Raw genomic sequence first — 24,244 nt, 5'->3', positions numbered from 1 at the left:
TACGGCCCCGTATGCACTGCGTGTTCGGATTTTCCGTTCCGTATGCGGATTCGTTGCCCGGTCAGCCGTTCGGGTGCTCGCAGCCGAGGCCGAGGCAGCTCTTGCGGAGCACCTCGCGCCCGCCGACGCTCACCACGTAGGACTCGCGCGGACGTTCGGTGTCGGCGTCGTGGACCACGCCCTCCACGGTGACCGGCTCCCCGGTCGTGGTCAGGGCCGTGCAGTCGACGCGCACCTCCGCGTCGGTCTCCCGGCCCGGCGACCTGCAGTCCGGGCGTTCCCGCAGCTCGATGCCCTGCTCGCCCAGTTCGTCCACGACCCCGTCGGTGACGGCGTTGCGGTACGCCCCGTCGGAGATCCTCTGCATGACCTTGCAGCCGGACATCGTCACGGCGAGCAGGACGGCGAGCACGGCGGCGGGGAGGCGCCTCATGCCGCCCCCTCCATCCGGCGGAGGCCGGCGACCGCGTCGGCCACCGCGTCGGGACGGTCGAGCGGGACCATGTGCAGGGCGTCGGGCAGCTCGATCCGCGTGCCGTGCGGGGTCATCCCGGCGAGCCGCTCGTGCGCCTCGGCCCAGGCGCGCTTGCGGTCGTCGCCGTCCACGTCGCCCAGCGCGGTCACCACGGCCAGCGGGACGGGCGGGAAGGGGCGCCGCGCGCGGAGACCCGCCAGGTCGGCGGCCATCTCCCGGTAGGCCATGTCCTCCGCGAGAACCGTGCCGAGGACCGTCCCGCGCCCGTACACCGACAGGACGACCTCCTCCGGGACGGTGTCGTCCCGGAGGCTGGTGCGCCTGAGGACCATGCGGCGGCCGAACGGCCCGGCGACCCGCGCCAGCCGGGTCGCGCCGAGCACCGCGCCCGCCGCCGCGGCGAGCGGGGCCAGCGCGGCGGCCAGCCGCACGGGCACCCACGCGTCGCCCTCGTAGCTCGGATCGAGCAGCACCATGCCCCGCACGAGCCGGTGGCGCGTCCTGGCCAGCGCCTCGGCGGCGAACGCGGCCATCGAGTGGGCGAGGACGGTCACCGGCCGGCCGGCCCGCTCCGCCAGGGCCCCCATGACGGCGGTGTCGCGGCGCAGCGAGGGCGGCGCGGCGGCCGCGGGGCTGAGCCCGAGGCCCGGACGGTCGTAGACGATCACCCGGTGGTCCTCCCGGAGCAGCGCGACGGAGGGCTCCCAGTCGAACCAGGCGCCGCCCAGCCCGGAGCTGAGCAGCAGTGGCGGCCCGTCCGCCGGGCCCGACTCGACGACGTGCACCTGCTCGCGGCCCACGTTCACGATCTCGCCGGGGCCGAGGTCCGCGCCGCCGTCCGCCCTGCCGTCCGTGCCGCTCACAGAAGGGCCTCCGCCCGCTCGTCCAGCGCGCCCCGTGCCGCGCGCGCCGCGTCCCTCCGGTCGGAGTACAGCGCCCACGCGATGGTCAGCAGGCCCAGGCACAGGATGCCGATCTGGACGCGCTGGACGATCCCGAGCCACTGCCCCGCGTACATCGCCACCAGCGTCCCGAGCGCGGCCACCGACTCGGCGAGCGCCAGCAGCCAGCCCCACCGGGCCAGGGCGGGCCACCAGCCGTACCGGCGGGCGGCCAGGGACAGCAGCAGCAGCGCCGCCACCCCGCAGACGATCACGGCGCTGCTGGTCACCGAGTGGAACTCGTGGGAGAACGACACGTTCTCGGAGCGCTCCCGGAGGGCGCACCAGGTCTCCAGGCTCGGCGCGCAGTCCAGGGGGAAGGACGCGTCGCCGATGGCGCACACGCCGAACAGGCCGAGGAACACCCACCCCGCGGTGGCGAGGGGCGCGCGGGTGAGCTTGCGGAGCGTCCCGGCCGCCACCAGGATCGACAGGACGCCGGTGATGAGGTCGCCGGCGCTGTAGACGAAGTGGAACGGCTGGTCGGAGGCCGAGAGCTCGCTCACATAGCCGTTGAAGAAGTCCAGCTTGGGGCTGAGGAGGTTCTCCAGCACGAAGCTGGCGTAGGTGACCGAGGCCAGCCCCGCGAGAACGATCAGGTGCATGGGGACGACACCCGGCCCGCCCCGGTGGTCAGCGTTCACCCGGCCCCCTCACGCGCGCGCGGTCCCGCGCGCCGATCGGTCCTACCCGCCCCCCAGTATTTCCGAACCGGCCGCGGGTGTGTGACCTGGGGCGCTCTTTGCCGAGTATCCGCTGGCCGAAGACTTGGGGGCGGCTGACGGAGAAGTTGACGTCCTGTAGCCGTTGGACAAGACATGAGGCGTCAACGATGATGACGGAGCCTATTTGTCGGGGATGTCCTGACCATGGCTTTGTCGGGGACGTACAGGGGGTACTAATTCGGCATGAAGCCACCCCAAACGGTTGAATGAGGTGGCCCGAGCGGTTCTGATCACGGTACGTGGCGGCGCGCCCGGGTGCGCTTCCCCCGCTGACAGCAAGGAGTACCAACACGTGACACTGGTGAACGACGCGGCTCCCGCAATGCGATCCACCGGTCGCAAGTTCCGCGCCTTCACGGCGAAGCACCTCGACGAGCTCACCGCTCGCGCGGGGCTGACACCCGCGCAGCGGCTCGCGACCCGGGCGGTGGCGACGGTCCTGCCCTTCCGGACGAACGCATACGTCATCGAGGAGCTCATCGACTGGTCGGCCGCGCCCGACGACCCGATCTACCGGCTCGTCTTCCCCCAGGAGGACATGCTTCCCGCCGAGGACGTCGCGCGCCTGTCGGACCTGCTGAGCCGCGAGGCGCCGAAGGCGGAGATCGAGGCCGCCGCCCACCTGGTGCGGATGAAGCTGAACCCGCATCCGGCGGGCCAGATGGAGCTCAACATCCCGAGCTTCGGGGACGGCAAGATCCCCGGGATGCAGCACAAGTACGACGAGACGGTGCTGTACTTCCCCAAGCAGGGCCAGACCTGCCACGCCTACTGCACCTACTGCTTCCGCTGGGCGCAGTTCGTCGGCGAGGCCGACCTGAAGATGGCCGGCGACGAGCCCACCGCGCTGCGCGAGTACATCCTCGCGCACCCCGAGGTCACCAGCGTCCTGTTCACCGGCGGCGACGCCATGATCATGGGCGAGCCGGTGCTGCGCCGATACGTCGAGCCGCTGCTCGACATCGAGCAGCTCGAATCCATCCGGATCGGGACCAAGTCGCTGGCGTACTGGCCGCAGAAGTTCGTCACCGACCCCGACGCCGACGACATGCTCCGGCTGTTCGAGCAGGTCGTGGCCTCGGGCAAGAACCTGGCGTTCATGGCGCACTTCACGCACCCGCGCGAGCTCGAACCCCTCATGGTCGCCGAGGCGTGCCGCCGCATCCGCGACACCGGGGCGGTCATCCGCACCCAGGCGCCGCTGATCCGGACGATCAACGACGACCCCGCCGACTGGGAGAGCATGTGGCGGACGCAGACCCGGATGGGTCTGATCCCGTACTACATGTTCGTCGAGCGCGACACGGGCCCGCAGGACTACTTCGCGGTGCCGCTCGGCCGGGCGTACGAGATCTTCCGCGACGCCTACAAGCACGTCTCCGGACTGGCGCGGACCGTCCGCGGCCCGTCCATGTCGGCCACGCCCGGCAAGGTCTGCGTGGACGGGGTCATGGAGATCGCGGGCCAGAAGGTCTTCGCGCTGCACTTCATCCAGTGCCGCGACGCCGATCTCGTCGGCAAGCCCTTCTTCGCGCAGTACGACCCTGAGGCGGTCTGGCTGGACCACCTCAAGCCGGCCTTCGCCGACCGCTTCCCCTGGCAGAAGTAGCCGCGTCCGTGGCGTGTTCGCTTCTCACAGGGCGAACACGCCACACCCCCCGGCGCAGCGGCCGGTGGAGCCAGAGGCACGCGACCAGCGTCGCGGCCCCGCACAGCGCCATGACCCGTCCGGGCGCCACCGCCTCGCCCAGGGCGCCCGCCAACCCGATTCCGGCGGCCTGGCCGGTCATGAGACCGCTGCCGTACAGGCCGACCGCCTGCCCGCGGATCTCCTCGGGCACCGCGTCCACGAGCCGCCGCTGGACGACCAGCTCGTACCCCAGCCCGAACGTCCCCGCCGCCATCAGCGCGCACGCCGCCGGAAGGCCCGGCCCGAAGGCGAACAGCAGGAGCGGCGCGCCGGTCAGCGCGGCCAGCGGCAGCGCGAGGCGCTCCCGCAGGTCCGGGCGGATCCAGCGGGCCGCCACCAGGTTCCCGGCGAACATCCCGGCCGCGGCGGCCGACAGCAGCAGCCCGGCCGCGTCCGGACGGCCGAGGCCGTCCGCGTAGGGGACCGCGACCCCCTCCGCCCCCACCGACAGGGAGATCGGCAGCCACCCGGCCAGCAGCAGCCCGCGCGTCGTGGGGCGCCCGAGCAGGAGCCGGTTGGTACGCCACGTCGCCCGCGCCGCCCCGGTGGACGCCGACGGGGCCGGCGCCGGCGTGTCCGGGAGGCGGAAGCGGGCGAGGCCCGCGGCCAGCGCCGCGCTGGCGGCGGCGAGCCAGAGCGTCCCCGCCGGGGCGAGGGCCGACAGCAGCAGCCCGCCCGCCGCCTGGCCGGCGATCTGCGCGCCCGCGCTGGTCATCGTGAACAGCGACCGTCCGAGCACGTAGCCGTCCCCGGGCAGCAGGACGGGCAGCCGGGCCTGGACGGTCGCGCTGCCGACCGGGGCGAACAGCCCCACCGCGACGAGCAGCGCCATGGTCAGCGGCAGCGGCAGCCCGCCCACCGCGAGGACGGCCGTGACCGCCAGGCGCAGCAGGTGGTAGCCGGTGAGCAGCCGCCGCGCCGGGACGCGGTCGGCGAGCGAGAGCAGGAGGGCCCCGCCGACCACGTACGGGAGCATTCCGGCGGCGAAGACGAGGGCCGCCGCGACCGGCGAGCCCGTGCGTTCGAAGGTCTGGACCGACAGCGCGATCGTGCGGACCGAGTCGCCGGCCACCTGGAGCGTCTGGAGGGAGAACAGCGTCCGGAACTCGGGGACGCCGAACACGTCGCGGTACCGCGCGGAGGTCGTCGAAGAAGCGGTCATGGCGGCGACTCTGCGGGCGCCGGCCCCGTACGGGACAATGTTTCGGGGAGGAACGAAACATGTATCGCATCGTGGTGGGCCCGGGCGACCTCGCGGCCAGCCGTTTCGGGATCGCCCCCCTGATCGAGGTGCACAGCGCGCTCGGCGTGGTCGCGGGCCGGATGCCCGTCGGGCCCCTCGGCCCCTGGGTGGAGCGGGCCCGGCCGGCGTACCGCCGCGTGGCCGGGGACCCGGCCCTGCGCGCGCTGGCCTTCCTGCGCCGCCCGCACGGGTACATGGCCGACTTCGTCGTCCCGCCGCCCTCCCGCCCGAACCTGACGGTCGCCGACCAGCTGGCGACCGTCCGGGCGACGCCGCTCGACCAGGCGCGCCGCGAACTCGCCCGCAACCTCGAGGGGCTGCCCGAGCCGGACGCCGCCGTCCGGGAGGTGCTGGAGGCCCCCGACGTCGTCGAGCGGCTCGCGGCGGGCCTGGAGACGGCCTGGCGCGCCCTCCTGGAGCCGGACTGGCCGGTGCTGCGCTCGATCCTGGAACGTGACATCGTCCACCGCGCGGGACGCCTCGCCGCCTACGGCTGGGCGGCGGCGCTGGACGGCCTGTCCCGCAAGGTGCGGTGGCGCGACGGCCTCATCGAGGCGGACATCCACGGCGACGCCACCTACCGCCTCGGCGGCGCCGGGCTGACGTTCGTGCCCGTCGTCTTCGCCGAGCTCGGCGCGGCGCTCGAACAGGACTGGCCGTACACGCTCATGTACCGGGCCAGGGGGGTGGCGGCCCTCTGGGAGAGCCGGGAGCCGCGCGGCGAGGACGCCCTGGCCAGGCTGGTGGGCCGCACGCGGGCCGACCTGCTGCGCCTGCTCGCCGAGCCCGCCACGACCAGCTGGCTGAGCGCCCGCCTCCGGATGAGCGTCGGCGGGATCGGCGACCACCTCGCGGTGCTGCGGGAGTCCGGGCTGGTCACGCGCGAGCGCAGCGGCCGCTCCGTCCTCTACCGCCGCACGGCCGTCGGCGACGTCGTCATCGGAGCCGACTAGACCGCTCCGGAACCGGCCGAAGCCGCCCCGGGAAGGTCTCCGGGACGGCTTCGGCGGGGCGGTGCGGCGTCAGACGCCGAACTCGGCGACGATCGTGGCGCGCGCCAGGGTGTGGGCGGTGATGTTGAAGCCCACGACGGCCGGGGAGGTGTCCGGGCCGAGGCCGAGCGACTCCACGTCCAGCGCGTGGACGGTGAAGACGTAGCGGTGCGGGTCGCCGGGCGGCGGAGCGGCGCCGCCGAACGCCCTGACCCCGTAGTCGTTGCGGGCGTGCACGCCGACCTTGGCGTCCTCGGTCCCGGCACCCGTCGGCAGCTCCGTGACGCTCGCGGGGATGTCGAACAGCGACCAGTGCCAGAAGCCGCTGCCGGTCGGCGCGTCCGGGTCGTAGCAGGTCACCGCGAAGCTCTTCGTCGCGTCCGGGAACCCGGACCAGCGCAGGTGCGGCGACTCGTTGCCGCCGCTGAAACCCCAGTCGTCGAACACGTGCCGGTCCGAGAGCCGCTCGCCCTCGGCGATGTCGTCGCTGGCGACCGTGAACGAGGGGACCTCGGGCAGGTGCTCGTGCGGAAGCGGGGGCTTGCCGGGCATGGCGACCTCCTCCATCAGGATCATCGTGACACCACATCTCTACCAGGGGGCGTCGCGATCTAACGGCCCCGTCGCGAACCCGGCGGCGTCAGGATCGGCGCCCGGCGCCCCGCGGCGCCGGGCATGCCGCCGCTACTTGCCGGTCGCCTCGATGTAGGCGGCGACGACCTCTTCGGGGTCGCCGTCCATGTGCATGCGGCCCTCGTCGATCCAGATGACGCGGTCGCACATCTCCTTGACCGTGTCGAGCTGGTGCGCGACGAGGAAGACCGCGCCGGCGTCCTTGCGCAGCTCGTCGATGCGGCGCTTGCTCTTGGTCCGGAACTTGGCGTCGCCGGTGGCGAGCGCCTCGTCGATCAGGAGGACGTCGTGGGTCTTGGCGGCGGCGATCGCGAACCGGAGGCGGGCGCCCATGCCGGAGGAGTACGTCCGCATGGGGTACTGGATGAAGCCCTCCTTCAGCCCGGCGAACTCGACGACCTCCTTGTACTTGGACCGGGTCTCCGCCGGGGTCATGCCCATCGCCAGGCAGCCGAGGACGATGTTGCGCTCGCCGGTGAGGTCCTTCATCAGGGCCGCGTTCACGCCCAGCAGGGACGGCTGCCCGTCGGTGTAGACGCCGCCGCTGTGCGGGGGCAGCAGCCCCGCGATCGCCTTCAGCAGCGTCGACTTGCCGGAGCCGTTGGTGCCGATGATCCCGACGGCCTCGCCCCGGTACGCGACGAACGACAGGCCCTTGATCGCGTGGACCTCGGTCATCGACGGGCGGTGCTTGCGGCGAAGGACGCGCGAGAACGCGCTCGCGGCGTTGCCCTTGCCGCCCGCGCCGTACACCCGGTAGACGATGTGCAGGTCGTCGACGACGACGATCGGCTCCCGGGTCGGGTCGATCTGGAGGGTCCCGCGGACCTTCGTGTCAGCCACGGCCGTAGCGCTCCTCGGCACGGTAGAAGAACAGGAATCCGCCCACCAGCATGACCGCGGCCCACAGGATCGCGTACAGCCACAGCTGCCCCGTCGAGGTGGCGTGCGCGAGGCCTCCGACGTAGTTCCGGTACTCGCCGAGCAGGACGTGCCGGCTCAGCTCCACGTACACGTACGCCGGGTTGAGCTGGAGCAGCTCGCCCAGCCACGGGTAGTCGGCGAGCCGCGAGCCCGGCTTCATCAGCGACGGCAGGCTGAAGATCACGCCGGACATGTAGAGCCAGGTCCGCATGACGAACGGCAGCAGCTGGGTGATGTCGCGGTTGAACGCCCCGAGCCGCGCCATGACCATGCTGATGCCCACGTTGAACATCAGCTGGAGCGCCATCACGGGGACGAACAGGAGCATCTGGAAGCTGACCGGCTCGCCGAACGCAAAAACGATCACGAACAGCACGACCAGGGCGAGCAGCAGCTGCTGCAGCTCCACGATCGCGATCGCCAGGGGCAGCGTGGCCCGCGGGAAGTGCAAGGCCCTGATCAGCGAGAGGTTGTCGCCGACGGACTTGGAGCCCGATGTGACCGACCGCTGGGTGAACCCGAACAGGAACACGCCCGTCACCAGGAAGGGAATGAAGTCGGGCACTCCGCGCTTGGTGTTCAGCAGCAGACCGAAGATCAGGAAGTAGACCCCGGCGTTCAGCAGCGGGGTCAGCAGCTGCCACACCTGACCCAACCGGGAGTCGGTGTACATCGAGATGTTCTTGGCGGATGCGAACGCCCAGATGAAGTTCCGGCGAGCCCACACATCCTGGATGTACTTGCGCAGCGGGGGGCGCGCAGCGCTCTGCCTCAGCCCGTATCGTGCGGCGTAGTCGGCCAGGGTCCCGTTCACGTGAGGAGGCTCCGCGATCGTCCCGACCGACTCGCCACCCGGGGTTCCGAGCCGTTCCGGGTGACTCATGTCGCGAAGCCTATTGCAGTCGCTGAGTCCACAGTGACGTTCGCCCGCATGTGACCCCCGATTTGAGATCTTTACGGAATCATGTCGGCCTCCCTGGGGATACCCGGGTCATGCGCGTCAACCATTCGCGGCGCACTTTCGTGCCGTCACGGTCCGTCACCCGGCGCCGGTCGCGGCAGGCTCAGGAGCATCGGGCCTGGCCCCAGCGCGTCCCCCTGCTGCGCAGGCTCGGCCGGATGGACCGGTGGGCGTTCGACCAGGTGGCGGCGGCCCGGCTGCGCGGGCTGGAGTACGTCCTGCCGCGGCTGTCGCGGTTCGCCGACCACGGGGTGCTGTGGTTCTCGGCGGCCGGCGCGATGGGGATCGCGGGACGGCCGCGGCTGCGCCGCGCGGCGCTGCGCGGGGCCATCGCGATCGCCGTGGCGAGCCCCGCGGTGAACATCGTCGGCAAGCAGGCCTTCCGCCGCCGGCGCCCCGTCGTCGATCTCGTCCCCCCGATCCGGATCCGGTGGAAGCTGCCGACCTCGCACGCCTTCCCGTCCGGGCACTCCGCCTCGGCCGCCGCGTTCGCGACCGGCGTCGCGCTGGAGGCGCCGGCGGCGGTGGCGGTCCCGGTCGCGGCGACGGCCGCGGCGGTGGCCTTCTCCCGCGTCTACACCGGCGCCCACTACCCGGGCGACGTCCTGGCGGGTCTCGGGATCGGCGCGCTCGCCGGGGTCGGGACGAGGATGGTGTGGCCCTCGCGGCCTCCGGTCGCGCGCCTGGCCCCGGACGGGGGCGGGCGCGTGCCCGTCGCCCAGGACGGGCGGGGCGTGGTGGCCGTCGTCAACCTGGGGTCGGGCCCCTCGGCCGAGACGGACGCCGGGATCCTCCCGAGGCGCTCGGAGATCGCGCTCGCGCTGGTCGAGGCCGAGCTGCCCGCGGCGGAGATCGTCCGGGTGGAGCCGGGAGGGGACGTCGACAAGGCGTGCGCCGAGGCCGCCGAGCGGGCCGAGGTGCTGGCCGTGGTCGGCGGCGACGGCACCGTGAACGCGGCCGCCCGGGCGGCGCTCGGCCGCGACGTCCCGCTGCTGGTCGTCCCCGGCGGGACCTTCGACCACTTCTCCCGCGCGGTCGGCGTCGAGACCGCGACGCAGGCGATCAGGGCCTACCGGGAAGGGCGGATCGGCCGCGCCGACGTCTCCTACGTGGCGCCCGTGTCCGCTCCGGCGGGGGACGAGGCGGAGCAGATCTTCCTCAACACCGCGAGCATCGGCGCCTACACCGAGGTCGTCGAGCGGCGGGTCCGGCTGGAGAGGCGGATCGGGAAGTGGCCCGCGCTCGCGGTCGCCGCCGTCCGCACGCTGCGGCACGCCGAGCCCGTCGAGCTGATGGTGGACGGCAGGCGCCGGCGGGTCTGGCTGGCGTTCGTCGGCAACGGCGTCTTCGGCTCGTGGGGCGCCGCGCCCACCTGGCGCGAGCGCCTCGACGACGGCAGGCTCGACGTGCGGATGGTCACCACCGGCAGCCGCGCGCGCCGCGTCCGCGCGGTCGCCGCGATCGTCGCGGGCCACCTGCGCCTGACGCCCGGGTACCGCTCGTGGCGGACGACCGGCATGGAGGTCATCTCGCCGGCCGGTGACCTGCGGCTGGCGCGCGACGGCGAGGTGGCGCCGCTGCCGCGCGCGGTGCGCTTCGGCAAGCACCGCCGCGCACTCCGGATCTTCACGATTCATGCCCCGGTGACCGGGTAGGGCACGGGACGCCCACGAAGGAGGAGATCACACGATGACCAGCCGTGACCTGGGAGTCGCGCCCGGCGACCTCAGCGACGACGACCTGTTCCGCGAGCTCGGCCACCTGTACGAGACGAGGCTGGACGCGCTCCGGCACGCCGCCGACCAGGCCTACGGCGAGCACACCCGCCGCATGAACGAGCTGGAGGCCGAGTACCTGCGCCGGCGCCCCGGCCGGGAGATCGACCCCGAGCGCATGCGCGCCGGGGCCCGCGCCCGCTGACGGCGCCAGGCGCGCGCCCCCCGCGCCGCCGCCCGGACGGCCCGGTACCCGTGACCGGCCCGGTGTTGTTCGGGCGTTCGTTCTGTTCGGGTAAAGACGCGGGCGCCCGCCGCGGGTGAGCGGCAGGGTCCGTGGGAGGTCCCGTGGGGATCGTCGGGGGGTGTGGTCTGTGGGGCGGATCGGGCCTGGGCTCCGCCGGGCGGGGCGGCGCGGCGTCCGGCGGTGGTGGCCCGTCGTGGCGGGCACCGTCGCGTCGACGGGGCTCCTGGTGGGCGCCTACCTGGAGGGCCCGCGACTGTCGGGCGTGTCGGCGGCGCTGGCCGTGCCGTACCGCGACGCGGCCAGGCGGGGCGGTCCCGGCGCACTGCCGCCCGAGCGCCTGATGAGCACGTTCACCACGCGGTTCGCGCCGGGCGAGCCCCGCGTCCACAACATCGAGCTCGCCGCCCGGGCGCTGGACGGACGGGTCGTCGAGCCCGGAGCGACGTTCTCGTTCAACGACGCCGTCGGACCCCGCACCAGGCGCCGCGGGTACGTGCCCGCGCCCGCGATCGTGGGGTCGCGGCTGGCGGACGACGTGGGCGGCGGCATCTGCCAGGTGTCCACGACGCTGTACAACGCGGTGTTCCTGGCCGGGCTGGACATCCGGAAGGCCCGCGCCCACAGCCTGTGGATGCCGGAGTACCCGGAAGGGCGCGAGGCCGCGGTGTTCTACCCGCAGCTCGACCTCACCTGGAGGAACGACACCCGCGAGCCGGTGCGGATCCAGGTGGCCTCCTCGGCGACGTCGCTGACGGTGAACCTGTGGGGCCGGCGCAGGTACGAGGTGCGGTCGCGGACGTCCGAACGGTACGGGTTCCGGCCGTTCGAGGCGGGCGTCGGCCGCGGCGGCGCGTGCATCGCCAGGACGGGCCGGGAGGGCTTCGAGGTCGACGTGTGGCGGACGCTGCTGGCCGACGGGCGCGAGGTGCGCCGCGAGAGGTTCCACACCGAGTACGGGCCGCAGGCCGAGGTGGAGTGCCTCTGACCCGCGTGGCAGGGTGGGGAGCATGGAGGGAACGTTCGAGCTCGGGCCGGAAGACGGGCGGCTGCTCGTCCGGACGGGGCGCAGCGGGCTCGGCCGGCGCGCGGGGCACGACCTGACCATCGAGGCGACGCGCTGGTCGGCGGCGGTCGAGGCGCGCGAGCCCCTGGACGCCTCGTCGGTCGAGGTGACCGTCGACGTGGACGGGCTGGAGGTGCGCGAGGGCGCCGGCGGCGTGAAGCCGCTCACCGACCAGGACCGCGCGGAGATCGTGAAGAACCTGCGGAAGGTCCTGGACGTCCGGCGGTATCCGCGGATCCGGTTCGTCTCCACCGCGATCGGCGCGGACGCCGTCGAGGGCGATCTGACGATCATGGGACGGGTCAAACCGGTGCGGCTCGCGGCCGCCAGGGAGGGCGACCGCGTGCGCGGCGGCGTCACCGTCGAGCAGAGCCGCTGGGGCATCAAGCCCTACTCGGCGTTCTTCGGCGCGCTCCGGCTCGCCGACGAGGTCGAGATCGAGTTCGAGGTCCGCCTGCCCGAGTAGCGCCTGCCCGAGCGGCACCGCCCGAGAAGAGCCGCCCCGTGGCGCTGACCGGGGCCGTTTCGGAGTCGGCCCGTCCCGGGTTTCCCGGACCCCTGAAGATCGAATGCACTAAGGTTCGTGATCACCGCATTTCGGACAGACGATCTTCAGGGGGCCGCGGTGGCAGAGCTGAGCAGGCGGGACTTCGGCAAGGCGGCGGGCCTGGCGGCCGCGCCGGCGCTGCTCGCGGGCTGCGCGTCCGGCGGATCCGGGCCGACCAAGAACGCCCAGGCCGCGGCCGCGGCCCGCACGTGGGGAGTGACCGGCAAGGCGCTCGCCGGCCTCGGCGGCTTCGACGCCACCCTCAAGAGCTTCATGCAGGCGCGGGCCATCCCCTGCGGGCAGCTCGCCGTCGTCCGCAAGGGCAAGCTGATCCTGTCGCGCGGCTACACCTACGCCGAGGCCGGCGCCTTCAAGACGCAGCCGACCACGCCGTTCCGCATCGCCAGCATCTCCAAGCCCGTGACGGCGACGGCGGTGCTCCGGCTCGTCCAGGACGGGAAGCTGAAGCTCACCGACCGGGTGGCGACGCTGCTGGGGCTGTCCACGACGGCCGACCCGCGCCTCAAGGACGTCACGGTGCTGCGGCTGCTGCAGCACCTCGGCGGCTGGGACCGCGACATCACGCCCGACCCGATGTTCCGGGACGCGGCGATCGCCAAGGCGCTCGGCGTCGCGCTGCCGGTGTCGCAGGCGAACATCATGAAGTACACGTCCGGGCGCGCTCTGGACCACGCGCCCGGTGCGCAGTACGCCTACTCCAACTACGGCTACATGCTGCTCGGCCGGATCATCGAGAAGGTCACCGGGAAGAAGTACCAGGACTACGTCCGGCAGACCGTGCTCGCTCCCCGCGGCATCACGCGGATGCGCCTGGGCAAGTCGCGTACCAAGGTCACCGGCGAGGCGCCGTACTACTCGACCTACACCGGCGCCACCGTGTTCGACAACAGCGGCACCAAGGTGCCCTACCCGTACGGCGCGTTCAACCTGGAGAACATGGACGCGCACGGCGGCTGGCTGGCCACCGCCATGGACCTCACCCGCTTCGCGGGCATCTACGACGGCGGGTCGATCCTGACCTCGACGTCCATCAGCCGGGCGTTCGCCAAGCCGGAGACGGGCGTCAACGCCGACGGCTGGTACTACGGCTGCGGATGGCAGGTGCGCCCCGTGACCGGCGGCCGCAACACCTGGCACAACGGAAGCCTGGCCGGAACGTACACGCTGCTGGTCCGGCGGTACGACGGGCTGTCGTGGGCGGTCCTGTTCGACCAGCGTCAGGAGGGCTCCGCGGCGAACTACGCCGACATCGACGCGGCGCTGCACAAGGCCGCGAACGCCGTGAAGACCTGGCCGACCGGCAACCTGACCTCCACCTACTTCTAGCGCGGGGGCCCGCCTCTGGCGCGGGCCGCGCGCGTGTACTGGTCGTCCAGGCTGCGTGGGAACGGCATCATCCGGTGCCGTTCCCGCCAAGGCGCGTACTGGCGAACGGCGTTGAACCCCGCCGCGGTGACGATCCGGTCGACGTTCGGGCCCGGCACCCAGGCGGGATAGACGTCCAAGTGGGCGACGGACCGGGGCAGGCCGTCCGGCCTCGCGGGCGACACCAGCGTCATCGGCGGACGGACCCGTTCTGCCGACGCCATGTCCTGCGCGTAGGCGACGAGCTGGAGCGTCTCCGCGTCGGGGCCGCTGTGCACGATGAGCCAGCCGTCCACGTCGACCGGCTCCGACGGGGGATCGGCGAGCGCCAGCGGCACGACCTCGTCCGACACCGCGCGCAGGTAGGCGTCGTGGGACGGGTCGAGTTCCTCAAGGACGAACGTCCGGTCGAAGCGGAGCGGGCCCGCCGGGAGCAGGGGCCGGTAGGCGTCCCAGCGCAGCAGGCGGGCCAGATGCGTCGTCCTGGTCCCGGAGGGGAATCCGGTCAGCTCGCCCCGCAGCCCGGCGGGGAACGCGTCCACGATCACCTCGTCCGGGCGGAGGGCCGCCGGGTCGGCGGTCGCCACGACGTCCCAGCCGTGCGTGACGCGCGCGTCGGCCGCGAAGCGGGACCCGGTCACGACGGTGACCGGTCCCTCCCGCCCGAGGGTGTGCAGAACGGCCCGGAGCCGCGTCAGATGCCCGAGCCCGTCACCGGCCGCGTAGCAGAGGATCAACGCGCCTCGTCGAGGACGGCCAGGTAGCCCGCGGTCTCGGCGGCCGGGGTGAAGTCGCGCCGGATCCGTTCGGCGGCGGCCGCGCCGAGCTTGGCCAGCTCCTCGCCGCCCGCCCGCGCGGCCCGGTCGACCGCAGCGCGGCACGCGTGCGGGTCGCCCGCCGGGAAGGTGAAGCCGATCTCGTCGTCGGCCACGTCCGCCAGCCCGCCCGCGTCCGAGGCGATCAGCGGCACGCCGAGCGCCGCCGCCTCCAGCGCCACGTTCGGCATCCCGTCGTAGAACGAGGGGAGCGCGACGAGGTCGCAGCTCGCGTAGACGGCCGGAAGGTCGTAGCGCTCCAGGAACGGCAGGAACGAGTGCGGGACGTCGCGCTCCGCCAGCCACTCCCGCACGGAGTCCTCGACCTCGCCGACGAGCAGCAGGTGGAAGGCGTCGGTGCGGCGCGACGCCGCCAGGGCCTCCAGGAAGAAGCCGACGCCCTTCTTGACCTTGAGCTGGCCGACGAGCCCGATCGTCCGGCGTCCGGGGGCGACGTTCTCCTCTCGCCAGGCCCGCCCCCGCTCCCGCTCGGACGGCAGCACCCGCCACTGCGCGGTGTCGACGCTGTTGGCGACGAACACGACCGTGGCGTCCGGGGCGAGCGCCGACACCAGCGGCGCGTGCGAGCGGGCGACGACGCACACGCGCGACGAGGCGCGCAGCGCGTCCGCCAGCACGCCGCGCCGCCGCATCGAGAAGGCGCCGACGTCGATGTCGTTGCCGCGCAGCAGCGTCACCAGCGGCGCGCCGAGCAGGGAGGACAGGACGGGCGCGGCGAGCATCGCGTGGACGCCGCCGAACGCCACGACGTGGCTGTACCCGGTCAGGTCCTCGGCGCTGATCGTCGTCCACAGGCGGCGCAGCGCGTGCTCGGAGTCGTCCCCGAGCGGCGCGGTGACGAGCCGCCCGCCGTGCTCGCGCGACACGCCCCACGGCCGCGCCCGCCGGGTCAGGTGGGCGACGTCGACCTCGGCGCCGGCGGACCGCAGGCCCCGCACGATCCGGTCGCACGACTGCGCCATGCCGCCCCGGCTCGGCGGGTAGTGCTCGGTGATCCACAGGACGCGGGGCATCAGCTGTCCACGAAGCCGGTGTCGTCGTCCGGTCCCCAGTCGCCGCCGTAGGAGTAGTCGTCGCCCGGGTTGAACGCGCCGCGGTCGTACTGGTCGAACGAGGAGTACCAGTAGCCGTCGTTGTAGGTCTGCGAGCTGCCCCGGTAGTACTCGCGCCGGTACCCGTGCGTCCAGCCCGGCTGGTGCGGGTCCTGCGTCCGGTACCCCTGCGCCGCGGCGCACTCGGGGCACAGCGCGTTCGGCCCCGCGTGCTCGCCGCACACCGGCCGGCCGCACTGCGGGCACGCCGCCACCGCGGACCGGCCGCAGCGTCCGAGCACGAAGAACCCGGTGGTCACGGTGCAGCGGTTCATGTGGTCCTCCTCGCGGCCGTGCCGGGCGGCGTCCACCGGAACGGCTCCGTCGACACCTGCAGGATCCGGTCCACCAGGATCCCCTCCTCCACCGGCCCGGGGATCTTCCCGCTCGCGCGGATCACCAGCCGCCGGCCCTGCTTCACCTGCACCCTGACCCAGCGGGGCGGCGGCGAGGCGGGCCGCTGGACGGCCGCGTCCTTGGCCAGCCGCCGGGTGACCCGCACGAGCTGCACCGTCTTCGACTTGCTCTTGAGCTTGATCTTGCCGCGCGCGTTCCTCTTGCGGTACTTGCGGTTCCGCACCCGGTCGGTGACCGAGAGCTCGACGACGCTGCCGTCGCGCAGCTCCGCCCGCATCCGGAGCCACGGGTCGATCGCGTACCACTGCTTGAGCCCCGAGATCGGGGGCCGGGAGGGGAGGTCCTGCATCGGACCGTTCTTCTCCGGGACGCGCGACCCGCGCATGTCCGCGGACACCGACAGCACCCCGTCGGGGGGCATGTCGGCCGCGAGCACCCGCAGCAGCGGCACGAGCACGCCCGGGACCCGCGCGTGCAGCCGCCACCTGTTCCGCCGCACGTGCGCCCCGTGCTGCGCGAGGCTCTGGATCACCGGCTCCCAGTCGTCCCGCCGCAGCGAGACGGAGAAGCCCTGCTCCAGGGTCAGCGCCCTGTGCAGGGGATGGAACCGCTCGATGGCGGCCTTCTGCTTACGCCAGAACATGACGAACCACCTATCGACCCCGTGTCAGCGTGCGGTAGACCTCGGCCAGCCGGTCGCGCGACCGCGCCCAGGTCAGGCTCTCCTCGATGTGCGCACGGCCCCTCCGCCCCATCGCGGCGGCCTCCTCCGGGTACTCCAGCAGGATCCGCACGGCCCGGGCCAGCTCGGCGGGACGGTCCGCCGGGACCAGCCGCCCGTGCCGCCCGTCCGCCATCAGCTCGCGGACGGCGGGCAGGTCCGAGGCGACCACCGGGACGCCCGCCGCCATCGACTCGATCACCTTCAGCGGCGCGCACCCCTGGTCCAGGTTGCGGGCGCAGCCGGTCAGCGGCGCCACCGACACCTCGGCGTGCGCGAGCCACGCGGCGACCTCGTGGTGCGGCAGCGCGAACCGCCAGTCGACCCGCTCGGCGACGCCGATGCGCTCGGCCAGCCGCCGCACCGGCTTGGCCCGCCGCTCCGGGACGGACGCGCAGACCACCAGCCGCAGGCCGGGCAGGTCGGCGAGCCGCGCGAACGCCCGCATCAGCACGTCCAGGCCCTGCCACGGCTGCAGCGCGCCGACGTAGACGAGGTACCGCTCGGGCGCGCCCTCGGGACGCCGCGGCGTCTCGCGGACGTCGGCGCCGTTGGGGACCAGGTGGATCCGGCCCTCCGGCACCCCGAGGCCCCGGACGGCCTCCCCGATCACCCGCGACGGCACCACGACGGCGTCGCTGCGCTCCAGGCAGAACCGCTCCAGCTCGCGGATCTTGGCGAGCGTGGCGGGCGCCGCCCAGGGCCAGGTGTGGCTCATCTCGATGGACGGCAGCCCGTTGACCTCGTACACGACCGCGTGGCGCCGCCCGTCCGCGACCGCCGGAAGCGCGCTCCACGGGTCGCGCACATGGACGACCTCCAGCGTCTCCCAGTGCGGCCGCAGATGGGCCGCGACCCAGCCGGAGAACGCCTCGGCCCGGTCGATCAGGTTGGGGACCGCGGCGTCGAACCGCGCGACCTCCCGCGTCCCCTCCCGCTGGTAGCGCGGCAGGTCGCCGCCGCCGATCGCGGCGAGCAGCCCGCCCCCGAACCGCGTGAAGAGCTCGTCGGCCATCTGCGCGATGTGGACCGCCGACCCCTTGCTGGACGGGAACCGGTCGAACGCGACGTAGGCCGCCCTGTGCCGCATGGGCCCGTGCTGTGTGGGCCCGTGCTCGATGGGACCGTGCTCGATGGGACCGTGCTTCATCCGACCGCCGCCCCCTCCGGCACCGTCCGCAGCCCGCGGTGCCAGGCGATCTGGTCGGCGAGCCCCTCGGCCAGGCCCGTCGCGGCCGTCCAGCCGAGCAGTTCCCGGGCGCGGGACGTGTCGGCCCAGGTGCGCGCCGCGTCCCCGGCCACGGGCGTCTCGCGCCGGATCTGCGCCGGGACGCCCAGCGCGCCGGTGAGCATCGCGATCGCGTCGCGGACCGCCACGTGCTCGCGATGCCCGACGTTGACGGCGACGCCGGGCGGCAGGTCCTCGGCCGCCGCCGCCAGCGTGGCCGCGACGACGTCCCGCACGTGCGTGAAGCTCCTGGAGCTGCGCCCGTCACCGAACACCGGCAGCGGGCGCCCGTCCAGCGCCGCCTCGACGAACCGGTGGAACGCCATGTCGGGACGCTGCCGGGGGCCGTAGACCGAGAAGTACCTGAGGAGCACCGTCCGCAGCCCGCTCCCGGCGGCCGTCCGCGCGAGCCGCTCCGCCTTCGCCTTGCTGACCGCGTAGGGGCTGGCCGGCTTCAGCGGATCGTCCTCCCGGTTCGGCCGCGGACCCGCCGACCCGTACACCGACGAACTGGACGCGACGACGACCTTCGGCCGCGAGCGGGGCGGGCGCTGCACGCAGGCCGCGAGCAGGCGCCGCGTCGCCGCCACGTTGTCCCGCTCGACGACCGCCTTGCCCGGCCCCCACGAGTCGCGCACGCCGGGACGTCCCGCCAGATGCACGACGACGTCGGCGGCCGAGACGGCGGTGAGGTCGTCCACCGCCAGGTCGAGCTCGGCGGCGACGACTCCCGGCCTGGTCGCGACCTTCGCCCATGTCCGCCGGGCGACGCCGGGACTCAGCGAGCGCCCGGGCGCGTCGACGGCCAGCACCTCGTGCCCCGCCTTCGAGAACGCGTCGACGACATGGCTTCCGATGAACCCCGCCGCACCAGTGACCACCACCCGCACCCGGGCACTTTATCCGTCAGGCCCCGAAGGGGACAGGGCTCTCGTCCCTGCTCACATAGGACTTCCTGCCGGGACATCCGGGGGAACGCGGGGGCGGGGAGCCGACCACCCTGTTGCCGTTACTTAGAGTTAGGCAGCAACTCCAGGGGGACATGGGGCTGCTGTGCGTATCAGAACGCTCATGGGGGATAGGCGCGCCAGGGGCTGGGGACCGCCCGCGGCCCCCAGCCCGCTCATCCTCTGGCCCGGCCCGGCCGGAGGACGTCTGCCGATCCCGGCCCCGCTCAGCGGGGACGGGCCACGCGGGTCTCGTCCCAGACGGGCTCCGCCGACTCGTAGACCGAGCCGTCGGACCCGAAGACCAGGTGGCGGTCGAAGGCCCGGGCGAACCAGCGGTCGTGCGTCACCGCGACGACCGTGCCCTCGTACGACTCCAGCCCCTCCTGGAGCGCTTCGGCGCTGGCCAGGTCGAGGTTGTCGGTCGGCTCGTCCAGCAGGAGCAGGGTGGCGCCGCCCAGTTCCAGGAGCAGGATCTGCAGGCGGGCCTGCTGGCCACCGGAGAGCGTCTCGAAGGGCTGCTCGGCGCACACGTTCAGCTCGTAGCGCGTGAGCGCGCTCATCGCGTCGTTGCGCAGCCGCGCGTGCTCGGTCATGACGATCTCGCACGGGGTGCGTCCGGCCAGATCGGGACGGGCGTGGGTCTGCGCGAACAGCCCCGGGACCACACGCGCCCCGAGGCGCGCCACACCCGTGTGCGCGACGGGCCTCACCGGAGTCGCGCCGCGCGGGAGCGCCTCGGCGACGGCCGCGAGAAGCCGCAGGAAATGCGACTTCCCGGAGCCGTTCGAGCCCAGCACGGCGACGCGCTCGCCGTACCAGACCTCGGTGTCGAACGGCTTCATCAGGCCCGTCAGTTCGAGGTTCTCGCAGACCACCGCGCGCTTGCCCGTCCTGCCGCCGCGCAGGCGCATCTTCAGGTTCTGGTCGCGGGGCGGGACCTCCGGCGGCCCGGCCTCCTCGAACTTGCGCAGCCGGGTCTGCGCCGCCCGGTAGCGGGACGCGAAACCGTCGTTCACCGTGGCCTTGGTCCGCAGGGTGTTGACCAGCTCCTTGAGCTTGGCGTGCTCCTCGTCCCAGCGGCGCCGCAGCTCCTCCAGGCGCTCGTTGCGGTCGCGGCGCGCGGCGGCGTAGGTGGAGAACCCGCCGCCGTGGATCCACACCCGGGACGCCTCGACGGTGACGATCCGGTCGGCGGAGCGGTCGAGCAGCTCCCGGTCGTGCGACACGAGCAGGACGGTCTTCGGCGTCTCCCGCAGCCGCTCCTCCAGCCACCGCTTGCCCGGGACGTCCAGGTAGTTGTCGGGCTCGTCCAGGAGAAGGACCTCGTCGGGGCCGCGGAGCAGGGCTTCGAGCGCGAGCCGCTTCTGCTCGCCGCCCGACAGCGTGCGGACCTCGCGCCACCGGCACGAGTCGTAGGAGACGCCGAGGGCCGCGACGCAGCACGCGTCCCAGAGCACCTCGGCCTCGTAGCCCCCCGCGTCGCCCCAGCCCGCGAGGGCCGTGGCGTAGCGGAGCTGGGCGGGCTCGTCGTCGCGCTCCATCATCACCAGCTCGGCCGCCTCCACCGCGGCCGCCGCCTCCCGCACCCGGGGCGGCGCCAGCGACAGCAGGAGGTCGTGCACGTTCGACCCGTCCCGCACGCTGCCGATGAACTGGCGCATGACGCCGACCCCGCCGCTGTGCGCGACGGTCCCGGACTGCGGCGCCAGGTCGCCCGCGATCAGGCGCAGGAGCGTCGTCTTGCCCGCGCCGTTCGGGCCCACCAGGGCGGCCGTGACACCGTCGCCGACGCGGAAGGAGACGTCATCGAGCAGCATCCGGCCGTCCGGCAGCACATGGCCGACGTGGCCCACTTCGACGTGTCCCATGAGGCCGAGTGTCGAGAAGCCCGCCCCGGACCGTCAATCCATTTAACCGTCCCGTGCGCTGACCAAGGCGTGGCCGGCGGGCTTCGAGGGCGGACGGTCCTGAACAGTCCTGGTCACCTCTCCGGGAAGCAGCACTGGCAGCAGTCGTACTGCGCCCGGACCCGCTGAGCCCCGACCCGACCCGGGCATGGCCCTCAGCAGAAGCGGCTCCCCCGGGGCCGCTTCGTCATGTGGGCGGCCAGGCGCCCGGCCCCCGGCACCTCGACCCCGGCGCGCCGAATCGCCCGCTCTCCGCGGACGACTCGACCTGGGGCCGGCTTCGCCACGCGAAGTCGGCCCTACCGTTCTGGGCGACTCACGGCACGAGCAGCGACCGGACGTGGTCGACCACGGAGCCGAGGGGGATCTTGGACGTGTCGCCGGTGGCGCGCTCGGTGACCTCGGCGGCGCCCTCGGCCAGGCCGCGCCGCCCCACGGTCACGCGGAAGGGGATGCCGGTCAGCTCCACGTCCCGGAACTTCACTCCGGCGCGCTCGGCGCGGTCGTCGATCACCACCTCGACGCCCGCGGCCGCCAGGCCCGCGTAGACCTCCTCCGCCGCCGCGGCCACGTCGGCGTCGTCGGACTGGGCGGTCACGACGGCGACCTGGAAGGGGGCGACCGCCACCGGCCACACGATCCCGCGCTCGTCGTGGTGGGTCTCGACGATCACGGCCATCGCCCGCTCGATCCCGATCCCGTAGCTCCCCATGACCACCGGGACGGAGCGGCCGCCGGCGTCCAGCACCTCGACGCCCAGCGCGCGGGAGTAGCGGTCGCCCAGCTTGAAGACATGCCCGACCTCGATCGCCCGCAGTGCCTCCAGCGGTCCGCCGCACCGCGCGCAGGGCTCTCCCTCCGCGACCTCGCGCAGGTCCGCCCAGGCGCCGACCTCGATGTCGCGGCCGACGTCGACGCCGCGCAGGTGGACGTCGTCGGCGTTGGCGCCGGTGAACATGTCGCGGCGGCCGCGCAGCGCCTCGTCCGCGATCACCGGGAGCGGCGCGCCGACCGCGCCGAGGCTGCCGGGCAGCGCGCCGAGGGCCTCCCGGATCTCGGCGGGCTCGGCGGCCCGGAGGTCGGCGGCGCCCGTCGCGTCCACGAGCTTCTGCTCGTTGAGCGGGTGGTCGCCGCGCAGCAGGACGAGGGTCGGCGCGCCGTCCAGGACGTACACGAGCGTCTTGATCTGCCGGTCGGCGGGCGCGCCGTACGCCAGCAGGTCGTCGATCGTGCGGACGCCCGGCGTGTCGAAGCGCTCCGGCGCGTCCGGCCCCGGGCCGTCCTGCACGGCGGGCAGCGCCGACGTCGCGCGCTCGACGTTCGCCGCGTACCCGCAGGCCGGGCAGCGGACGACGACGTCCTCGCCCACCGGCGCCGGGCACATGAACTCGGTGGAGTCCGAGCCGCCCATGGCGCCGTTGGACGCCTCGCACGCCAGCGCCCGCAGGCCGAGCCGCTCGAAGATCCGCGCGTAGGCGCCGAGGTAGGCCTCGAACGAGGCGTCCAGCCCGGCGCGGTCGACGTCGAAGCTGTAGGCGTCCTTCATCGTGAACTCGCGGGTCCGCAGCAGCCCGCCCTTGGGGCGCGGCTCGTCCCGGAACTTCGTCTGGAACTGGTACCACTGCTGCGGCAGCCGCCGGTAGGAGTCCAGCTCGCGGGCGACCGTCGCGAAGATCTCCTCGTGCGTCAGGCCGAGGGCGTGCTCGGCGCCGCGCCGGTCGCGCAGCCGGAACAGCTCCGCGCCGATCAGGTCCCAGCGGCCGGACCGCCGCCACGGCTCGGCCGGGTGCATCGCCGGCAGCAGCATCTCCTGCGCGCCGATCGCGTCCATCTCCGCGCGGACGATCTGAATGATCTTCGCTCGGACGCGGACGGCCAGCGGCAGCAGCGAGTAGTGGCCCGCCGTGAGCTGCCGGACGTACCCCGCTCGCAGCAGCAGCCGGTGGCTCGGCGCGTCGGCCTCGGCGGGGTCCTCTCGCAGCGTGGGCACGAACATCTGGGACCAGCGCATCGTGCGAGGGTAGCGAAGGTGACCTGACTAATGGCCTGTGGTCAGTACCCTTGTGGCCGTGAGTCGAGAAGGTGTGACGCCGCAGAGCGAGGATTTCTCCGCCTGGTACAACGAGCTGGTGGTGCAGGCCCAGCTCGTCGACCGCGGACCGGTTCGCGGCACGATGGTCATCCGCCCGTACGGTTACCGGGTGTGGGAGCTGCTCCAGGCCGACCTGGACCGGCGCATCAAGGAGGCCGGGCACGACAACGCCTGCTTCCCGATGTTCATCCCGGAGTCCTACCTCAAGCGCGAGGCCGAGCACGTCGAGGGCTTCTCCCCGGAGCTGGCGGTCGTCACGCACGCCGGCGGCAAGGACCTGGAGGAGCCGCTGATCGTGCGGCCGACCTCCGAGACGGTCATCGGCGAGTACATGGCCAAGTGGATCGACTCGCACCGCGACCTGCCGCTGCTGCTGAACCAGTGGGCGAACGTCGTCCGCTGGGAGATGCGCCCCCGGATGTTCCTGCGCACCACCGAGTTCCTCTGGCAGGAGGGCCACACCGCGCACGCCGACGAGGGCGACGCCATGCGCGAGACGATGTGGGCGCTCGACGCCTACGCGAGCGTCGCGCGGGACCTGGCGGCGATCCCGGTCGTGGCGGGGGAGAAGACGCCCGGCGAGCGGTTCGCCGGCGCCGTCCGCACCTACACGATCGAGGCGATGATGCGCGACGGCCGGGCCCTGCAGGCCGGCACGTCCCACTACCTCGGCACGAACTTCGCCAAGGCCTTCGAGATCCAGTACCAGGACGAGGAGGGCAGGCTCACCCTCGCCCACACGACGTCCTGGGGCATGAGCACCCGCATGATCGGCGGCGTGATCATGACGCACGGGGACGACAAGGGCCTCGTGATGCCGCCCCGGCTGGCGCCCTACCAGGTCGTGATCGTCCCGATCGGCCGCAAGGAGCAGGGCGAGCAGGCCGCCGCCGAGGCCCGCCGGCTCGGCGCGGCGATCAAGTCGATGGGCATCCGGGTGCACGTCGACGACAACCGCCCGCAGCTGTCGCCCGGCTTCAAGTTCAACGAGTGGGAGATGCGCGGCGTCCCGATCCGCATCGAGCTGGGCAAGCGCGACATCGAGAACGGCGTCGCCACCGTCGTCCGGCGGCTCCCGACCGTCGAGGGGCAGGGCAAGGAGCCCATCCCGCTCGACAAGGTTCCCGAGGTGCTGCCGGGGATGCTCGCCGACTTCCAGTCGTTCCTGCTGGCCAGGGCCGAGAAGTTCCGCGACGACAACACCGCCGTCGTGGACGGCTGGGACGCGTTCACCGCGCAGGTCGCCACCGGCTGGGCCCGCGCGTTCCACTGCGGCGACACCGCCTGCGAGGACGACATCAAGGCCGAGACCGCCGCGACCCCGCGCGTCATCCCGACCGACGCGCCCGAGGAGACCGGCGTCTGCGTGAAGTGCGGCCGCCCGTCCGCCTACGGCAAGCGCGTCATCTTCGGCCGCGCCTACTGAGCACGCATCCGGCCGCAGCCGCACCCGGGCGGGGGGGGGGGGGGGGGGGGGGCGCCCCCGGGGGGGGGGGGGCCGCCGCCGCGCGGGGGGCCGC

At 73.5% G+C, this 24,244-nt stretch carries 23 protein-coding genes; 8 read left to right on the top strand and 15 right to left on the bottom strand.

All coding sequences use genetic code 11. The features are described from left to right. Positions 1–61: 61 nt before the first annotated feature. The 3 genes from AB0C87_RS40950 to AB0C87_RS40940 are packed head-to-tail and all read right to left on the bottom strand — an operon-like array spanning position 62 to position 2,060. The gene (locus AB0C87_RS40950; protein WP_353835852.1) at positions 62–433 is read right to left on the bottom strand and encodes a hypothetical protein; all 372 of its coding nucleotides are present in this window, start codon (positions 431–433) and stop codon (positions 62–64) included. Then, on the bottom strand, positions 430–1,338 hold the full coding sequence (locus AB0C87_RS40945; RefSeq protein ID WP_360581919.1) for an alpha/beta hydrolase: 909 nt from the start codon (positions 1,336–1,338) through the stop codon (positions 430–432). Before AB0C87_RS40945 ends, AB0C87_RS40950 begins: the two co-directional genes overlap by 4 nt. Beyond that, positions 1,335–2,060, bottom strand: coding sequence for a DUF998 domain-containing protein (locus AB0C87_RS40940; RefSeq protein ID WP_353835850.1), 726 nt, complete (start codon positions 2,058–2,060; stop codon positions 1,335–1,337). The genes AB0C87_RS40945 and AB0C87_RS40940 overlap by 4 nt, the downstream gene beginning before the upstream one ends. A 403-nt stretch (positions 2,061–2,463) precedes the next feature. Here AB0C87_RS40940 and AB0C87_RS40935 point away from each other — a divergent pair, with 403 nt between their 5' ends. Then, complete coding sequence (locus tag AB0C87_RS40935) at positions 2,464–3,750, top strand: lysine 2,3-aminomutase (RefSeq protein WP_345173280.1); 1,287 nt, start codon at positions 2,464–2,466, stop codon at positions 3,748–3,750. On the opposite strand, the gene AB0C87_RS40930 is transcribed toward AB0C87_RS40935, so the two are convergent. Next, a complete protein-coding gene (locus tag AB0C87_RS40930) occupies positions 3,710–4,993 on the bottom strand; it encodes an MFS transporter (RefSeq protein WP_360581917.1) in 1,284 nt (427 codons plus the stop codon). The two genes, AB0C87_RS40935 and AB0C87_RS40930, sit on opposite strands and share 41 nt — an antisense overlap. Before the next feature lie 59 nt (positions 4,994–5,052). On the opposite strand from AB0C87_RS40930, the gene AB0C87_RS40925 reads away from it, so the two are divergent. Continuing rightward, entirely contained in the window at positions 5,053–6,027 is a 975-nt protein-coding gene (locus AB0C87_RS40925) for a winged helix-turn-helix domain-containing protein (protein ID WP_345173283.1), read from the top strand. Between the two features lie 69 nt (positions 6,028–6,096). On the opposite strand, the gene AB0C87_RS40920 is transcribed toward AB0C87_RS40925, so the two are convergent. The 3 genes from AB0C87_RS40920 to AB0C87_RS40910 form a co-directional block, all read right to left on the bottom strand. Continuing rightward, positions 6,097–6,618 (bottom strand): YbhB/YbcL family Raf kinase inhibitor-like protein, encoded by a 522-nt coding sequence (locus AB0C87_RS40920; protein ID WP_353834047.1) that lies wholly within the window; start codon positions 6,616–6,618, stop codon positions 6,097–6,099. 132 nt (positions 6,619–6,750) lie between these two features. Next, on the bottom strand, positions 6,751–7,542 hold the full coding sequence (locus AB0C87_RS40915) for an ABC transporter ATP-binding protein (protein WP_345173284.1): 792 nt from the start codon (positions 7,540–7,542) through the stop codon (positions 6,751–6,753). After that, positions 7,535–8,506 (bottom strand): ABC transporter permease, encoded by a 972-nt coding sequence (locus AB0C87_RS40910; RefSeq protein ID WP_345173286.1) that lies wholly within the window; start codon positions 8,504–8,506, stop codon positions 7,535–7,537. The genes AB0C87_RS40915 and AB0C87_RS40910 overlap by 8 nt, the downstream gene beginning before the upstream one ends. Before the next feature lie 110 nt (positions 8,507–8,616). On the opposite strand from AB0C87_RS40910, the gene AB0C87_RS40905 reads away from it, so the two are divergent. The 5 genes from AB0C87_RS40905 (at position 8,617) to AB0C87_RS40885 (ending at position 13,503) form a co-directional block, all read left to right on the top strand. Next, a complete protein-coding gene (locus tag AB0C87_RS40905; RefSeq protein ID WP_360581915.1) occupies positions 8,617–10,239 on the top strand; it encodes a phosphatase PAP2 family protein in 1,623 nt (540 codons plus the stop codon). A gap of 34 nt (positions 10,240–10,273) precedes the next feature. Next, positions 10,274–10,504, top strand: coding sequence for a DUF6158 family protein (locus AB0C87_RS40900; RefSeq protein WP_345173289.1), 231 nt, complete (start codon positions 10,274–10,276; stop codon positions 10,502–10,504). A gap of 235 nt (positions 10,505–10,739) precedes the next feature. Next, positions 10,740–11,531: a VanW family protein gene (locus tag AB0C87_RS40895; protein ID WP_353834027.1), complete on the top strand. Its 792-nt coding sequence runs from the start codon at positions 10,740–10,742 to the stop codon at positions 11,529–11,531. Positions 11,532–11,553: 22 nt separating this feature from the next. Continuing rightward, entirely contained in the window at positions 11,554–12,075 is a 522-nt protein-coding gene (locus tag AB0C87_RS40890; protein ID WP_345173291.1) for a YceI family protein, read from the top strand. Between the two features lie 159 nt (positions 12,076–12,234). Continuing rightward, positions 12,235–13,503, top strand: a complete 1,269-nt coding sequence (locus AB0C87_RS40885) for a serine hydrolase domain-containing protein (RefSeq protein ID WP_345173292.1) — start codon at positions 12,235–12,237, stop codon at positions 13,501–13,503. On the opposite strand, the gene AB0C87_RS40880 is transcribed toward AB0C87_RS40885, so the two are convergent. The 8 genes from AB0C87_RS40880 to AB0C87_RS40845 form a co-directional block, all read right to left on the bottom strand. Next, positions 13,500–14,279, bottom strand: a complete 780-nt coding sequence (locus AB0C87_RS40880; protein ID WP_345173293.1) for a hypothetical protein — start codon at positions 14,277–14,279, stop codon at positions 13,500–13,502. The two genes, AB0C87_RS40885 and AB0C87_RS40880, sit on opposite strands and share 4 nt — an antisense overlap. Continuing rightward, complete coding sequence (locus AB0C87_RS40875) at positions 14,276–15,391, bottom strand: glycosyltransferase family 4 protein (RefSeq protein WP_360581912.1); 1,116 nt, start codon at positions 15,389–15,391, stop codon at positions 14,276–14,278. The genes AB0C87_RS40880 and AB0C87_RS40875 overlap by 4 nt, the downstream gene beginning before the upstream one ends. Further along, on the bottom strand, positions 15,391–15,744 hold the full coding sequence (locus AB0C87_RS40870) for a hypothetical protein (RefSeq protein ID WP_345173296.1): 354 nt from the start codon (positions 15,742–15,744) through the stop codon (positions 15,391–15,393). Before AB0C87_RS40870 ends, AB0C87_RS40875 begins: the two co-directional genes overlap by 1 nt. Further along, on the bottom strand, positions 15,741–16,469 hold the full coding sequence (locus AB0C87_RS40865) for a hypothetical protein (RefSeq protein WP_345173298.1): 729 nt from the start codon (positions 16,467–16,469) through the stop codon (positions 15,741–15,743). The genes AB0C87_RS40870 and AB0C87_RS40865 overlap by 4 nt, the downstream gene beginning before the upstream one ends. A 10-nt stretch (positions 16,470–16,479) precedes the next feature. Further along, positions 16,480–17,697 (bottom strand): glycosyltransferase family 4 protein, encoded by a 1,218-nt coding sequence (locus AB0C87_RS40860; RefSeq protein WP_360581910.1) that lies wholly within the window; start codon positions 17,695–17,697, stop codon positions 16,480–16,482. Continuing rightward, entirely contained in the window at positions 17,694–18,665 is a 972-nt protein-coding gene (locus AB0C87_RS40855; protein WP_345173302.1) for an NAD-dependent epimerase/dehydratase family protein, read from the bottom strand. The genes AB0C87_RS40860 and AB0C87_RS40855 overlap by 4 nt, the downstream gene beginning before the upstream one ends. A 284-nt stretch (positions 18,666–18,949) precedes the next feature. Continuing rightward, positions 18,950–20,593, bottom strand: a complete 1,644-nt coding sequence (locus AB0C87_RS40850; RefSeq protein WP_345173303.1) for an ATP-binding cassette domain-containing protein — start codon at positions 20,591–20,593, stop codon at positions 18,950–18,952. 355 nt (positions 20,594–20,948) lie between these two features. Continuing rightward, positions 20,949–22,643 (bottom strand): proline--tRNA ligase, encoded by a 1,695-nt coding sequence (locus AB0C87_RS40845; RefSeq protein WP_360581908.1) that lies wholly within the window; start codon positions 22,641–22,643, stop codon positions 20,949–20,951. A gap of 58 nt (positions 22,644–22,701) precedes the next feature. Between AB0C87_RS40845 and proS the strand changes: the two genes are divergently transcribed. Next, on the top strand, positions 22,702–24,150 hold the full coding sequence (gene proS, locus AB0C87_RS40840; RefSeq protein WP_345173307.1) for a proline--tRNA ligase: 1,449 nt from the start codon (positions 22,702–22,704) through the stop codon (positions 24,148–24,150). Positions 24,151–24,244 lie beyond the last annotated feature (94 nt).

It is taken from the genome of Actinomadura sp. NPDC048021 (assembly GCF_040653135.1).
GTDB lineage: Bacteria > Actinomycetota > Actinomycetes > Streptosporangiales > Streptosporangiaceae > Spirillospora > Spirillospora verrucosospora.
This window is presented reverse-complemented; position numbering and strand designations above follow the sequence as displayed.

Bases quoted from the DNA above. Each gene is read 5' to 3' on its own strand.
- AB0C87_RS40950 (WP_353835852.1), bottom strand. From the start codon at position 433: ATGAGGCGCCTCCCCGCCGCCGTGCTCGCCGTCCTGCTCGCCGTGACG.
- AB0C87_RS40935 (WP_345173280.1), top strand. From the start codon at position 2,464: ATGCGATCCACCGGTCGCAAGTTCCGCGCCTTCACGGCGAAGCACCTC.
- AB0C87_RS40930 (WP_360581917.1), bottom strand. From the start codon at position 4,993: ATGACCGCTTCTTCGACGACCTCCGCGCGGTACCGCGACGTGTTCGGC.
- AB0C87_RS40925 (WP_345173283.1), top strand. From the start codon at position 5,053: ATGTATCGCATCGTGGTGGGCCCGGGCGACCTCGCGGCCAGCCGTTTC.
- AB0C87_RS40920 (WP_353834047.1), bottom strand. From the start codon at position 6,618: ATGCCCGGCAAGCCCCCGCTTCCGCACGAGCACCTGCCCGAGGTCCCC.
- AB0C87_RS40910 (WP_345173286.1), bottom strand. From the start codon at position 8,506: ATGAGTCACCCGGAACGGCTCGGAACCCCGGGTGGCGAGTCGGTCGGG.
- AB0C87_RS40905 (WP_360581915.1), top strand. From the start codon at position 8,617: ATGCGCGTCAACCATTCGCGGCGCACTTTCGTGCCGTCACGGTCCGTC.
- AB0C87_RS40900 (WP_345173289.1), top strand. From the start codon at position 10,274: ATGACCAGCCGTGACCTGGGAGTCGCGCCCGGCGACCTCAGCGACGAC.
- AB0C87_RS40890 (WP_345173291.1), top strand. From the start codon at position 11,554: ATGGAGGGAACGTTCGAGCTCGGGCCGGAAGACGGGCGGCTGCTCGTC.
- AB0C87_RS40875 (WP_360581912.1), bottom strand. From the start codon at position 15,391: ATGCCCCGCGTCCTGTGGATCACCGAGCACTACCCGCCGAGCCGGGGC.
- AB0C87_RS40870 (WP_345173296.1), bottom strand. From the start codon at position 15,744: ATGAACCGCTGCACCGTGACCACCGGGTTCTTCGTGCTCGGACGCTGC.
- AB0C87_RS40865 (WP_345173298.1), bottom strand. From the start codon at position 16,469: ATGTTCTGGCGTAAGCAGAAGGCCGCCATCGAGCGGTTCCATCCCCTG.
- AB0C87_RS40860 (WP_360581910.1), bottom strand. From the start codon at position 17,697: ATGAAGCACGGTCCCATCGAGCACGGTCCCATCGAGCACGGGCCCACA.
- AB0C87_RS40850 (WP_345173303.1), bottom strand. From the start codon at position 20,593: ATGGGACACGTCGAAGTGGGCCACGTCGGCCATGTGCTGCCGGACGGC.
- AB0C87_RS40845 (WP_360581908.1), bottom strand. From the start codon at position 22,643: ATGCGCTGGTCCCAGATGTTCGTGCCCACGCTGCGAGAGGACCCCGCC.